The organism is Phaeodactylibacter luteus (assembly GCF_007993045.1).
GTDB lineage: Bacteria > Bacteroidota > Bacteroidia > Chitinophagales > Saprospiraceae > Phaeodactylibacter > Phaeodactylibacter luteus.
This window is the reverse complement of the sequence record NZ_VOOR01000001.1, coordinates 118524-132948: the sequence shown is the minus strand read 5'-3', so window position 1 is coordinate 132948 and position 14425 is coordinate 118524. Positions and strand designations below refer to the sequence as shown.

The window sequence follows — 14425 nt, the reverse complement described above, 5'->3', positions numbered from 1 at the left end:
GACAGATGCGAACATTACGATACCTGATACTGGCCTTGCCCTTGTGGCTGGCTTCCTGTGGAGGCCCTCAGCCGGATAATAGCGCTGGAGGGCAACAAGCTCCTGCTGCTGAGCGCCCGGCTTATGCCATGGCTATTCACGGGGGGGCAGGCACCATACTCAGGGAAAATATCACTCCGGAGCAAGAGGCGGAGATCAAGGCTGCACTGAATGCCGCCCTTGATATTGGGGAGGAAGTCCTGCGCAGTGGCGGCAGCAGCCGTGATGCAGTGGAACAGGCCATTATGTACCTGGAGGACTCCCCGCTTTTCAATGCCGGAAAAGGGGCTGTCTTCACCCATGAAGGGAAGAACGAGCTCGATGCTTCTATCATGGACGGCCTTACGCTGGAAGCGGGGGCGGTAGGCGGTTTGAGGCAGGTGAAAAACCCCATCCGGGCTGCTCGGGCGGTGCTGGAAAATTCTCCACATGTACTGCTCACAGGTGCAGGCGCCGAGCAGTTTGCCATTGAGCAGGGCATTGACACGGTAAGCAGCAGTTATTTCTTCACGCAAAGCCGTTGGGATGCCCTACAACGGGCAAAAGCCTCAGCTGATCAGAAGACAGGAGCGTTAGAAACGCCCGCCGACTACAAATTTGGCACAGTAGGCTGTGTGGCACTGGACCAGGAGGGGAATATCACAGCGGGCACATCTACTGGCGGCATGACGAATAAACGATACAACAGGTTTGGAGATGTGCCAGTCATTGGCGCAGGCACTTACGCAGATAATGCCTCTTGTGGGGTATCTTGTACAGGGCATGGAGAGTTCTTCATCCGCTATGCGGTAGCTCATGATCTGCACGCCTTGATGTCCTATCAGGGCATGGCTCTGTCTGATGCCGCTGATCACATTATCTTCAGCAAGCTCAAGCCTGCTGGCGGCGGTGGCGGGCTCATTGCAGTAGACAAAAACGGCAATATTGCTATGCCTTTCAATACACCAGGCATGTACCGCGGGTATGTACGCCCGGACGGCCGCTATGTCGGGCTTTATGCAGAAGAGGAGTGAGGCTCAAAACCAACGTGCGGGGTATTTTGAAAAATGCCCCGCACGTTGGTAGGTACAAAAGCCCCCTTTCAATATTCCAACATTTGCCGTACCTCAGCTTCGCTTTTGGGGCGCTCGCCAGTTAAGCGGAGCTGCAGCGCTTCATCCTTAGGCTGATTGATGCGGCGGGGGTCGGTGGTTTTCAGTACCGCCAGCTTTTGCTCTGGAGTCACCAGCCAAAGCACGGCAGAAGTGCCGTCCTGAAGCCCAGACAAAGCCTCTCCGCCAGCATAAAAGCGATAGATGGTATTGTGCGCACGGTCAACAAGATAGACCGTCTGGCTGTCATACGTCTGGCCGTATTGGTCCTCCAGCTTCAGCCGCTGCCCGCGGGGCAGGTTGACTGCAGGCTGGCTGCAGTTCCAAACCCCGAGTTTGTCTGCACGGAACCGGTTGACGACTTTCCGGGACAACAGCTGCGCCATAGCCCCTTTGTTTTCCTGCTCATAAGCAGAGAGCCGTGCCTGCCGCTCTGCTGCTGCAATCGTTTCGATCTCTGTAATCTCCTCTTCGAGCTGTGCCGCCCTTTCATTCAGCGCGGCTTCATAAGCCTGCAGCTCCATGCTGTAACGGTTCAGGGCTTTCTGGTAGTCCTCTCCGTAGAGCACAGGGCTCACTTTTAGGGTTAGGCTGTTCTGCGGGTGTACAAGTGCCAGCTCATAGTCCCGGCCATTGACCGGGCGGATGCGGACCGACTCCCATTCCACCCCAAAGGCTCTAGGGTCATAGGCGGGGCTGTCTTCTGTGATTTGCCAGATGACCCCTTCGTACATTTGCTGCAGCTGTTGCAGTTCTTTTTCCGTTTCCCCGCCCTCCGTATCTTCGATGGCAACGCTGCCGTCGAGGAAGTTCAGCTCTAGGGTAGGGCGCTCTGGGCTGGCTGGCTCTGGCCGCAGCGGTTTGACCGGTTTGGGGATGCTGTTGGCTACGCTGCTCAGCCGGTTCACCTTGCGCTGTTCGATCTCTTTTAGCGCATTGAGGAGCTCAGTTTTGTCAGCCTCGGCATCAGCCTCTCCTTTCGGCACAACCGGATCGCCAAGGAATGCCATTTGGTTGATGTCTTGGTATCTCCACTGCTCGCCCAAGGTGTCGAGGAAATAGACATTGAAGGAAGGAGGGGCAAACAGCTCATGCCCTGGCAAGAGGATTTCGGAGGCCAATTCTACATCGATGGCTTTGCCTTCCGCAAGCTTGACCGGCCGGCCGTCCTGTTCGGCATAGAGCTCTACCATCCCTGCAGACTCAAGCTGATAGGACTGCCCGGCAGAGTCGTACTGCATAGGCAAGCCTGCCAAGAAGAAGTCTACATAGTCGAACATTTCCCGAAAGAACACATCGACTTCCCCTTCGACAAGGCGGCCGTAGTCATCTGCGAAAGCAGCGGCCGGCACCGTCACCCGGGAGCCGCTCGGGTAATTGTAGACCCCGCCTACAGCTGTATTGACCCGGAAATTTGCGAAAGCCGGCTTGGGCAAATCCGGAAGGGGAGGGGAAACGAACGGCTGGCTGGCAAAATGCGCTGCTGCACTGACGGCCTTTGGGGGGCTATCAGGCTGCTGTAGGTACTGCAAGCCTGCAAACAGGAGGAGGAGCACAGCGGCAGCGGCACTGCTGATGTAGAGAGCCCGGCGCAGCGGGCGCACTTTAAGTGCCCTGCCTTGTCGGTGTTGCGCCAGCAGTTGGCTGAAATCCTTGTGCTTCCGGATTTCTTCCCGGGAAGGGATCCGAGGGTTGATGATGAATTGGTAGTTTTTGCTCATACACGTCTGGTTTAAGCCGGGTGCCAACCTCAGGAAGCGGCGATTTTTTTCTTAAGCCGGTTCAGGATGCGGAAAGCTTTAACCTTGGCATTGTTTTCGGTTATATCCAAAATGGCAGCAATTTCCCGGAAGGGCAGGCCCTCAAAGAAACGCAGCTCAATCAGGTGTAAATCATCAGGCTTTAGCGTATCCAATGCTGCTACCAGAGCAGGCATGAGGTCGGGGGCAGGCAGCCCGCCAAGCTCGTCTGCCAAGTGCGCAGAAGCCTCCTCCTCCAGTGTCACGATCTGTCTGCGGCGGTTGCGGCGGAAGTGCTGGGCAATTTCATTGGCTGCAATCCGGTAGAGCCACGCAGAAAATGGGACCCCCCTGAACTGATAGCGGGGCAGCTGTTGGAGCGCTTTCAGGAAAACTTGGGAGCACAGGTCTGCACTCAGCGCTTGGTCTGTAGTACGGCGAAAAACATAAAGGAAGATGGCTTCGTAGTAACGTTCGTAGAGCGGCTCGAACATAGCAGGATCTGCTTGAGCAGCTTGCACTTCAAGCCACTCCTCCTGCATCGCTTCGGCAGAGACGGTCCTTTTAGGCTCGCTCATAAGGACGTTTTTTGCAAGAGTACGGCTTAATTGCAAATTCGAAAGCATCCACTTATAGTTTTTTCCGGCCAGGGGGTGTTTGCTGGCATAATACTGCTTGCGCGCTTTGGTTACAGACCATGGGCGTAAATTGTGCAAGTATTTGGAAATTGCTGCCTTAGGATCGCTGGCACGGCTCCCCCCGCCGAGTACTGCCCTGTTTATATAGAGCGTGTTGGGATTTAGGTCTTCTAGTCGAAAAATTGTCCCGCTGTCTAGTGGGACAGGCCGATTACTAAAGTCCCGATACGCTCTTAACTGGCCGGCTATTTTAAACCTGAGCACAGCTTGTCGCTTTTTGAGCCAAGGGGATGGGGCCTGCCCCTGCCTGATGGCAGGAGCCGCTATGCTGCGGGGCTCGCTCTTCGCTCGGCCCTATCGGGCTTGCCACCCCTTCGCAGCGCTAGGCCGGTCCCACTCTATAGCTGGTAAGGCCTCAACGCTGTATGGGCCTGGCTTCCTCCCTGAATTTTCATTTCGCCCGCTAAACTCAAAGGAAGTGGCTTCGCCATAGCCCTGCCTGTACTGTAGGTAGGCGTAAATTCTTGATCTTCAAAACTAAACCGCTTTAAGCAAATGCTAAGGGACAGGCCGTCAGCCGCCAAACGGCTTATTGGGCCTATGCTGCTGCTGATACAAGTCAGGAGAGAGGGTTTTGCTTTTGCCCTTGCTCAGGTACTTGCGCAGTACGCCCCCTTTGACGTTGTTGACGTCAAATTCGATGATGAATGCATCTTCATCTATGGCATCTATAATGCGGTGCACCTTTTTGGAATCAATCCGGTTGAGCACAGTCTGTATCACGTCGGCATCCTGCATTTCCCCTCGGCTGCCGAACCCTCTTAACCCTTTAAGGATGGTCATGCCGATCCCGGCTTCTTTCAGCAGGGCTTCTTGCAGGGCCTCCCGCTCTTCACTGACGATCATCAGCCCAATGTAGTCTTCGAAGCCTTCGAAGATGAAGTCGATGACTTTGCCCGTTACGATAAAAGTAAGGATAGAGTAAAGGGCCACTTCGATGGAAATAAGCCAGGCCGTGATGCCGAACAAGACGGTATTGAACCCAAGTATGATGGTGCCAATAGGCAGCCCGAAGCGGTCGTGCAGGTAGATGCCCAGTATTTCCGACCCATCGAGTACCGTGCCGTTTTTGATGGCCAGCCCAATGCCGGCCCCTAAGAAAATCCCTCCAAATATGGCGATGAGCAGTTTCTCTTCGGTCACTGCTTCGAAGTTTTCATAGTGGAGCACTACGGCCAGGGCCAGCACAGACAAGATGGACTTGACCATGACCCGCCTGCTCAGTGTGAGCCAACCGGCAATAAAGAAAGGGATAGAAGCAATGGGCAGTATATAGGAAATTTCTACTGGCAAAAACTCCCCGATCAATATGGCAATGCCGGTGACGCCTCCATCTAGGAAGCCATTGGGCAGTAGAAAGGCCTTTAGCCCAATGCTGGCCAGGAGTACCGCAAATCCAATCTGTAAGTACTCGCTCAGCAAACTGCTTATCTTGTTCTTGATGGCCATCTGTATCGTGTTTGTCGATAGCGGCTGCCCGAAGGGCCAGCCTGAAAATCGAAGGTAGGTAAAATTCAGGTGTGGCCTTGATAGGGCCTTGGGCAGCAAGCGCTTTGGTACCGCAGTTGACAGGTACTGGAAAAGGCCAGCCCCTTGCCATGTGGCAGTCGCGGAAACGCTGAGAGAAAAGTTAGGTTAGCATACAGGCAGGGTTTTGAAAAAAAAATGTATATTAGCGCTACCGAAAGAGGTCATTCTTTCGAGAATGATCATCTAGTGTAGGCAGGCATTGTGTCCTGCCTACCCCTTTTGACAGACAGCCAAGGTTTTAGAGCAAGCCGGGCCGTTGGGCAGCTTTTTTTGTAAAGCGCATAAAACAGTACCAGCAGCTTTCGCTGGACATCCACATACCCTTTATTTTTACTTTCGTACGGTCAAGCCCCTTTCTTACAAGGGCCTAAATTCCTCATGGTATCTGACTATGCTAATGCCTTGGGCACTCTTGTGTCTGCCCTGTCGTTTTCAGCCCCAGCCTGAAAACTCCATCTTAATTTGCTACTTTTGTTCCTCTTGCCTACCGTTCTTAACTGATAATTACCATCTTTCTCTTAAACTGAGCCTCCCTAAGGCCTCCCGTAAGGGTATTTATCTACTATGTAACTAACTCCTGATCCGTATGAAAAAAAAGACGATTACAATTTTGCTGTGTGCGCTAGCCCTAGTGTCTGCATTTTCGGTGCAGGCACAGCGCAATTGTGCTACTATGGACCATCTGCATCAGCAAGAGCTGACACACCCCGAGCGCATTCAGCGGCTGCAATCTATCGAGCAGCATACCGCGCGCGTGCTTCAGCGGCAGTCCCGTGCCGTCAATGGCACCATCACCATCCCTGTCGTGGTCCATGTGATTTACAATGCCCCGGCTGAAAATGTCAGCGCCGCACAGGTACAGTCTCAGATAGATGTGCTCAATGACGATTTCCGCCGGCTCAACGGTGACGCATCTAGCACCCCGGCTATATTCCAAGGCGTAGCCTCGGATGTGGAGATCGAGTTTTGCCTGGCCGCCACAGACCCCAACGGCAACCCCACAGATGGCATCACCCGTACTTTCACTTCAACCACTTCCTTTCCCACGAACGACAACATGAAGTTTAGTGCAACGGGAGGTACAGATGCCTGGCCGGCATCAGCTTATCTCAATATTTGGGTGTGCAACATCAGCGGCAATATCTTGGGGTACGCACAGTTCCCCGGTGGCCCTGCTGCAACCGACGGCGTGGTCATTGACTACCAGTATTTTGGCACCATTGGCACAGCTACGCCTCCTTTCGACCTTGGGCGTACAGGCACTCACGAGGTGGGGCATTACCTCAACCTTCGCCATGTATGGGGAGACGGCGGCTGTGGTGTAGACGACCTGGTAGCAGATACGCCCCTTGCCGGCGCACCGAACTACACCGGGGCCCCTTGCTCTTTCCCCGGCCCAAATACCTGTGATGAAGGCGCAGGCGATCAGCCGGATATGTTCCAAAACTACATGGACTATTCCGACGATGGCTGCATGAACCTCTTCACTGAAGGGCAGAAAGCCCGCATGCGCGCCCTGTTCGAGCCCGGCGGCCCCCGCGCCAGCTTGCTGAACTCCACCGCCTGCAACCCGCCAGTGCCGCCCACTTGCGACGATGGTATTCAAAATGGCGATGAGACCGGCGTAGATTGTGGCGGCTCCAATTGTGCCCCTTGCCCTTGCAATGACGCTAACCTGACCCTCACTATCACCTTTGACAATTACCCTGAGGAAACGGCTTGGGAGATCACCGATGCCTCAGCTGCAGTAGTAGCCTCTGGCGGTACTTACGGAAGCGAGCCTGACGGCTCTACCATTATCGAGAACATCACTCTGCCGGGCGGTGACTATACCTTTACCATCACGGATACCTTTGGCGATGGCATTTGCTGTAATTTTGGCAGTGGCTCCTATGAGCTCATAGACGGCAGTGGGGCCATCATCGCTGCCGGCGGAGCATTTGATGAGGAGGAGTCTACTTCTTTTTGTATCGAGGCTCCTACGGATGAGGTCCTCGTTAGCCCCAAGGCTCTGCTGATGGGCAGCATCAACCTCTTATCACCCGGCAACCCTGTGCTCATGAAAGACGACTTGCGCGTTGCTGGCAGGATACCCCTGGCGCAGCCGTATGCTGCTATAGCCGGGTTGAACCATTCTGGGGCAGAGGAGATCACCGATCCGCTTGTGCTCTCCCAAACCGGCAATGATGCCATAGTGGATTGGGTGCTCGTTGAGCTCAGGGACCCCGGCAGCCCCGCCACCATACTCGCTACCCGGGCTGCGCTCTTGCAGCGCGATGGCGATATTGTCGATGTGGATGGGGCCTCCCCAGTAGTTTTCAATGTCAGCCCTGGCAGTTACCAGGTAGCGGTGAGGCACCGAAACCATCTGGGCGTGATGACTAAATCCCCGCTTTCCCTCAGCGAGGTTTCGGTCCCTATCGACTTCACAGATGCGGGGCTCGATGTATACGAGCGCAGTGCCAATGTAGACGGCGCAGAGCGCTACCCTCTTGGAGGCGGCTCAGCGGCACTATGGGGCGGGAAAATCAGCAGTACCCTCGGCCAGGTCAGCTATATTGGGCAGAACAACTCTTCCGATGGGGTCTATGCTGCCATTGTCAACGACCCTTCCAATCCAAATGGCAGTCAAAGCGCTATAGTGCCAGGCTATCTGACCTTTGATTTGAACATGGACGGCGTCGCCAAGTATTCTGGTTCAGCCAACGAGGTAGACCTGATATTTAATGCGGTCCTTCTCAACCCTTCCAATGGGGCTGGCGCGGCTACATTTACCTTCAGAGAACAGCTGCCTTAGTGCCCTACCGGTAAAAAAGCATTATGCTTTAGCTGCCCCCTGTTTGTCATCTATCATGGCAGGCAGGGGGCAGTTCGTTATTGGCTTTATGATGGCATCGGCCTAGCGCTGCGGAGGGGTGGCAAGCCCGGTAGGGCCGAGCGGATAGCGAGCCCCGCAGCATAGCGGCGCCTGCCCTCAGGCAGGGGCAGGCCCCATACCATCTGGCTATGCTGGCACTGCAGGTAGGCGTAAATCCTTGTTTTTCATAATAGAACCGCTCCAGACAAACGCTTAATGCCTATCTTTTCCGAAAGAAGAAAATATACCTGTGGTTTGTGCAATCCGCCCGGCTGATGCATCGTCTTAGGACATAACGGGCTTTTATGCTGCCAAAAATCAATACTATGTTACCCAATATTTTCTCTGCGCTGATCTCGATTGTGCTCACTGCCGCTTTGGGGCTGCCGACAACAGCGCCTAGCTCCAACCCCAACCCCATACCTATGCCAACTCAAGACCCCGGCTATCAGCAAGCTTGGAGGGCCATCGACTCCCTCGAAAATCAAGGGCTTGTAAGATCTGCATTAGAACAGGTGCAAGCATTGCGCGAACGCTTGCGCGAGGACCAAGCCCTTCCGCATATTGCCCGTGCTATTATTTATGAAAACAAGTACCAGAGCCAGCTGGAAGAAGATGGCATGGCCAAAGCCATCAAACGGATGGAAGGTGAAGCAGCAGCTGCCCCGGCCCCGCTCAAACCGGTCGTCCACAGCCTGTTAGGAGAGCTCTACAGCCGCTACCTGCAAGAGCGGTATTGGCAGCTGCGCGGCCGTACCCCGGTAACGGGCGAGCGGCCAGATGATATAAAACTTTGGGACATACCACAGCTGCTCGATGCTGCTGCTGCTCACTACCTTGCATCCGTAGAAGATACCTCCACTTTCAATATACCCATCACCGAGTGGCGCCCGATCACTATGCAGTTGGAGGAAGAAGCGGTCGCGCTGCGCCCTACGCTTTATGATTTTCTGCTGCACCGCGCGGTAGATTATTTCTCCAATGACCGGTCCTTCCTTTCTGAGCCGGTTTACCAATTCGTCCTCCGGGATAGCGCCGCATTTGCTCCGGCCAGGGCATTTGCCAGCCACACTTGGGCTGCTCAGGATACTTCCGCGCTGAGCCTTAGGGCCCTACAGCTCTTCCAGAAAGGGCTCCGGCTAAGGCTATCGGGCAACAGCCCTTCCGCCTTGGCTGATCTTGACCTCAAACGGCTCCAATTCGTCTATCAGCAATATACCGGCCCGGATAAAGAAGCCCAATACGAGAAGGCCTTGTCCCAGGCAGTGCAGGCCTACCCTGAAACATCTGAGCAGGCCATGGCCTTGCACGCCCTCTCCCGGTTTTATTATCAACAAAGCCTGTCTTATGAGCCCTTTCAGGACACTGCCTACCGTTGGAAGGCTGCCCTGGCGCTGAAAACCGCCCAACAGGCGATAGCAGATTTCCCAGAGAGCTATGGCGCCAAACAGTGCGAGAGCCTCATCAGCCAGATCCGACAGCCTTCCCTGACCGTACACGGCGAACAAGTGGTATTGCCCGGGCAGCCTGTGCTCATTGGGCTACATTACAAAAACCTGCCCAAGCTCTACACCCGGCTGATTGTGCTGCCAGCTATGGAGTGGCAACAACAGCAGTCTTTCCGGAATAGTGAAGCCTTGCAGCAGCTGGCTCGGCAGGAGCCACAATTTGAAAAGGCTATAGCCTTGCCCAGCCCCGCCGACTATCAGCACCACCGTACGGAGTTTGCACTGCCCGCACCGGCAGCCGGGCACTATGTTATGCTCTACAGCGATAACCCCGGATTTGAAGGGCAGGAAGCGCTCTCTGGCGCGCTCTTTTTTACCGTCACCCAAGCCGGCGCCCTTTACCAGCAGAGCACAGGGCAGCTCCTTCTTGCCCACCGCCTGACTGGCGAGCCGCTGCGGGGCATACCGGCTGCTTTTTACCGGCAGGAGTACAACCCCCAAAAACGGCAAAGCGAATGGAAGAAAATCGGGCAGGGAGAATCTGGCCCCGACGGGTTCCTTGACCTGACAGCCTATGGCCGCCGGGGCACCTACCTGATGCTGAAGGAAGGGCAGACGGATATCCTGTTGCCCTCCAGTTTGTCGTTCTACCCTAATTCCAAGGCCGATCAGTCTGGTTTGGAGGCCCGGTTTTTCCTGGACCGTGCCATCTACCGCCCCGGGCAAACCATATACTTCAAGGCGCTTGTCATGAAACGGGACAAGGACGGGCTGCCCCAAGTCGCCGCGAAACAACCTGTTGTCGTCACCTTGAGAGATGCGAACTATCAGGAAGCAGCTAAGCTCAACTTGAGGGCCAACGAGTACGGGACGGTACAGGGCAGTTTCACCGCTCCTTCTAATGGCTTGCAAGGGCAAATGCAACTGCAAGCTGATGTAGGCGGCAGCATCTCTTTTTCGGTGGAGTCTTATAAAAGGCCCAAGTTTGAAGTCAGCCTGTTGCCGCTTTCTGGCACGCCATCCTTGGGCGATACGGTTGCCATACAAGGGAAAGCTCAAGATTATGCTGGCCCAGCAGTAGGCCAGGCTACGGTACGCTACCGGGTTGTCCGGCAAACCCGGTTCCCGTGGTGGGATTGGTGGCGCCCTTTGCCGCCTTACGGGAGAGAGGAACAGGAAATCGCTCAGGGCGAAACGGCGACTACTGTGGATGGAGCATTCGAAATCACCTTCCCGGCTCTGCCGGACCCTACGGTGCCTGCAACGGCCTTTCCTGAATTTACCTATGCTGTCCAGGCCGAAGTTACTGATGGTACAGGAGAGACGCAGGCTGCCGTCCGTACGGTACGCCTGGCTTACCTACGCCTGAAGGCCAGCTTACAGGTGGCGGCTCAAGCCGACCGATCTGCCGGCAGCCTCTCTATTGGGGTGGCCACCCAAAATCTAGACGGCCAGCCGCAAGCAGCGCAAGGGCAGGTAGAGGTTTATGCCTTGCAAGGGCCAGGCCGGCCTATGGTCAACCGCTATTGGCCCCGGCCTGATCTGCCTCTGCTGAGCCGGGAAGATTTTGCGGAGCAGTTCCCTAACCTTCCTTATGAACAGGAGTCCGAGCCCGCCTTTTGGCCCGAAGGGCAGCTGGCTTACCAAACAGAGATGGAGACCAAAGGCAGTGATTCCCTGTCTATTCCTGTACAAGATTGGGCGCCAGGTTATTACAAAATAAAAGCAGCTTTCATCGGCCCTGACGGGAAAGCGGTCCGCACGCAGGCTATCGTGCATCTCTATGATGCCAAGGCCCGGCAGGTCAGCGAAGCTGTTGCGGCGTGGATGGCTCCCGAAACCCCGAACCCCTTAGAGCCCGGAGAGGCCGCATCCGTGCTGCTGGCCTCTGCGGGCGGCCAATGGCACATCTGGGCAGAATCTGAAAGAAGTGGCGGGGAACAGGTAGGAGAGTGGCTCAAGGGAGCCTCTTGGTACCGATACACCTTACCTCTGACAGAAGCAGACCGGGGCGGCGCTTTCCTGCATTTCCAGGCCGTTCGCTTCAATAGGGCCTTTTCCTGGCAGCACCGGGTAGAGGTGCCTTGGAGCAATAAAAAGCTGCAAATCAGCTACGGCACCTTCCGGGATAAACTGCAGCCTGGAAGTGAAGAAGAATGGTCGCTCATCATTGAAGGCCCCGGAGGAGAAGCAGTTTCCGCAGAGGTGCTGGCCTCCATGTACGATGCCTCTCTCGATGTCTTCCGGCCCAACTCGTGGTGGCTATCGCCTTACCCCTCTAATTATAGCCGCAATTACTGGTCTGCACAGTCTTTTACCGGCATTTACGGCATTGCTTACCAACAGCCTGGCATCGCCCCCGGGCCAGGTGCCCGTACTTACCCTCAGCTCAATTGGTTCCGTTGGGGGAATTACTATTACCGGGGGGCTGTGCAGCAGCGCAATATGCCACAGCCCGAAATGGCCCCTATGATGGACAGCGCTGCCGCTATGGAGGAAGTGGCCGCTACTGTCATGCTCGCTCCGGGCGCTAAAAAAGCAGAAGCAACAGGCGGCGGGCAGCCACCTGAAGAAACGGGCTATTCCGGGCAGGAAGCGTTGCCGCCGCCCCCGCCCCGCACCAACATCAAGGAGACGGTTTTCTTTTTCCCAGAGCTGCGTACAGATGCGGATGGGCGCGTCATCCTGAAGTTCCGTATGAACGAGGCGCTCACCCGCTGGAAATTCCAAGTGCTCGCCCATACCCAAGACCTTTCTTATGCTTCTTCAGCAAGGGAGGTCGTAACCCAAAAGGAACTGATGGTGCTGCCTAACCCTCCCCGTTTTGTGCGCGAGGGCGACCGCCTGCGCCTTCCGGCTAAAGTCAGCAATTTATCCGGGAAAGCCATAAAAGGCCAGGCCCGGCTGGAGCTCTTCGATGCCCTGACGATGCAGCCCATAGACCTGGAGTGGGGCAATCTGGCCCCTCAGAAGGGCTTTCAGCTGGAGGCAGAGGGCTCTCAGACATTGTACTGGGACTTGGCTGTGCCCAAAGGCAGCGCCGGGGCCATCGTCCACCGCATAACCGCTCAGGCTGGGGCGTTTACCGATGGGGAAGAACAATATCTTCCTGTTCTGACCAACCGCATGCTCGTCACGGAATCTATGCCGCTCCCCTTGGGCGGCTCCGAAGAGCGCTCCTTCCGGTTTGAAAGCATGGAGGCCGCCATGCAGTCCACTACCGCTACGCCTCATCAATTCAGCCTGGAGTACACGCCCAACCCTGCTTGGTACGCGGTTAAAGCTTTGCCTTATCTAATGGAGCAGGGCAATGCCTGTACGGAGTTCTTGTTCAACCGTTACTATGCCAATGCGCTAGCCAGTACGCTCGCACAACAGACCCCGGGCTTGCAGCGGGTTTTTGACCAATGGCGGGCAAGTGATGCCCTGCTCAGCGAACTGGAGCGCAATGAAGACCTCAAACAGTTGGTGCTCGAACAGACGCCTTGGTTGAGGGATGCGCAGGGGGGAACGGAACAGCGCAAGCGCATTGCGCTTCTGTTCGACCTCAACCGTATGGCTTACGAGCAGGAGACTGCAGTACGGGAGCTTGCAAAGCTGCAGAACCCCGACGGCGGCTTCCCTTGGTTTGCCGGCGGCTACTCCAATTGGTACATCACACAGGCGCTTGTTCAAGGCATTGCCCGCCTGCAAGCATTTGGTGCGGGCAGCCAACACTCCCTTGCCCATTCTGACGCACTCCCGCAGGCCCTGCGCTTCCTGGATGAGCAGGCCGAAGCTTTTTACGAGCGACAGTTGAAGGAGGAGCAGCTCTCCCTTTCCCCAATTATGGTGCACTACCTCTATACCCGGGGCTTTTTTGAGGAAGCCCCTCTGGCAAAGGGCGCACAAACCGCTTACGATGCTTACCTCAACCTTGCCAAGGGGGAGTGGCTGAAGCAGGGGCTGTACGAAGAAGCGATGTTGGCCCTCGTTTTCCAACGCCAAGGTTGGCAAAAAGAAGCTGCCGGGATAGTGAACAGCCTGCGGGAAAGGGCCCTGTGGGATAAAGAGCTTGGAATGTACTGGAAGCAGCAGGGCGGCTACCACTGGCACGAGCTGCCTATCGCTACCCATGCTATGCTCATGGAGGCCTTTGCTGAGGTAGCGCCTACAGATACGGTTTCAATAGCCCAAATGAAAACCTGGCTGCTGCGGCACAAGCAAACCAACCATTGGAAGACCGGAAAAGCTACCGCCGATGCGGTTTATGCGCTGCTCCGCTTTGGCCCCAACTGGCTCGCTGAATCCCAACCCGCAGAGATCCGTTTCCCGAAAGGGGGAAGGCAGGCGCAGGGGGCTCTTGAAATGGCTATGGCTGAAACAGAAGCCGGCACCGGCTACTTCCGGGCCAATTGGGCGGCTTCCGACATCACGCCATCACTAGCTACTATCGAGGTGGCCAACCCCAACTCCGGTATTGCCTGGGGGGCAGCTTATTATCAGTACTTTGAAGAACTGGACCGTGTTCAGGAGTTCAAAGACACCCCTCTGAAGCTGAACAAACAGCTTTTCCTAGAGGTGAATACGGATGAAGGGCCGCGCTTGCAAGCATTATCCGAGGGGGCTACAGTACAGCCTGGGGATAAAGTCGTGGCCCGTATCGAACTGCGCGTAGACCGCCCGATGGAGTTTGTCCACCTGCAGGATATGCGGAGCAGCGGGCTTGAGCCTGAAAACGTCCTAAGCCAGTACAAATGGCAGGGCGGGCTAGGGTACTACGAGACGACTAAGGATGCGTCTACGGATTTTTTCATGGACTACCTGCCAAAGGGCACTCACGTTTTCCAATACGCGCTTAGGGCAGTCCATGAAGGCAATTTCTCCAACGGTACCGCACAAATTCAATGCCTGTATGCGCCAGAGTTCAGCAGCCATGCTCAAGGCATACGGTTGGAAGTGAAACGGCAATAGCCACCAATGGGCGGGAATGGGGCCGTTGTTTCTTTGGGGCCTGCCCCTGCCCGATGGCAGGGGCCGCTAT

The 14425-nt window shown here is 55.7% G+C and carries 6 protein-coding genes; 3 read left to right on the top strand and 3 right to left on the bottom strand.

Annotation, left to right across the window (positions count from 1 at the left end; all coding sequences use genetic code 11):
• Positions 1–5: 5 nt before the first annotated feature.
• Positions 6–1052 carry an isoaspartyl peptidase/L-asparaginase family protein gene (locus FRY97_RS00440; RefSeq protein WP_147165439.1) on the top strand — a complete coding sequence of 349 codons (1047 nt, stop codon included), beginning with the start codon at positions 6–8 and terminating at the stop codon, positions 1050–1052.
• A gap of 68 nt (positions 1053–1120) precedes the next feature.
• On the opposite strand, the gene FRY97_RS00435 is transcribed toward FRY97_RS00440, so the two are convergent.
• The 3 genes from FRY97_RS00435 to FRY97_RS00425 all read right to left on the bottom strand — a co-directional run bounded on the left by FRY97_RS00435 (position 1121) and on the right by FRY97_RS00425 (position 5016).
• Complete coding sequence (locus tag FRY97_RS00435) at positions 1121–2851, bottom strand: hypothetical protein (RefSeq protein ID WP_147165438.1); 1731 nt, start codon at positions 2849–2851, stop codon at positions 1121–1123.
• A gap of 29 nt (positions 2852–2880) precedes the next feature.
• Positions 2881–3447: an RNA polymerase sigma factor gene (locus FRY97_RS00430; protein WP_147165437.1), complete on the bottom strand. Its 567-nt coding sequence runs from the start codon at positions 3445–3447 to the stop codon at positions 2881–2883.
• A gap of 633 nt (positions 3448–4080) precedes the next feature.
• Positions 4081–5016: a YitT family protein gene (locus FRY97_RS00425; protein WP_147165436.1), complete on the bottom strand. Its 936-nt coding sequence runs from the start codon at positions 5014–5016 to the stop codon at positions 4081–4083.
• A gap of 667 nt (positions 5017–5683) precedes the next feature.
• Between FRY97_RS00425 and FRY97_RS00420 the strand changes: the two genes are divergently transcribed.
• Positions 5684–7894 (top strand): zinc metalloprotease, encoded by a 2211-nt coding sequence (locus FRY97_RS00420; protein ID WP_147165435.1) that lies wholly within the window; start codon positions 5684–5686, stop codon positions 7892–7894.
• Between the two features lie 386 nt (positions 7895–8280).
• Complete coding sequence (locus FRY97_RS00415) at positions 8281–14355, top strand: alpha-2-macroglobulin family protein (protein WP_170254430.1); 6075 nt, start codon at positions 8281–8283, stop codon at positions 14353–14355.
• The last annotated feature ends 70 nt before the right edge of the window (positions 14356–14425 follow it).

Bases quoted from the DNA above. Each gene is read 5' to 3' on its own strand.
- FRY97_RS00420 (WP_147165435.1), top strand. From the start codon at position 5,684: ATGAAAAAAAAGACGATTACAATTTTGCTGTGTGCGCTAGCCCTAGTG.
- FRY97_RS00440 (WP_147165439.1), top strand. From the start codon at position 6: ATGCGAACATTACGATACCTGATACTGGCCTTGCCCTTGTGGCTGGCT.
- FRY97_RS00425 (WP_147165436.1), bottom strand. From the start codon at position 5,016: ATGGCCATCAAGAACAAGATAAGCAGTTTGCTGAGCGAGTACTTACAG.
- FRY97_RS00435 (WP_147165438.1), bottom strand. From the start codon at position 2,851: ATGAGCAAAAACTACCAATTCATCATCAACCCTCGGATCCCTTCCCGG.
- FRY97_RS00415 (WP_170254430.1), top strand. From the start codon at position 8,281: ATGTTACCCAATATTTTCTCTGCGCTGATCTCGATTGTGCTCACTGCC.
- FRY97_RS00430 (WP_147165437.1), bottom strand. From the start codon at position 3,447: ATGAGCGAGCCTAAAAGGACCGTCTCTGCCGAAGCGATGCAGGAGGAG.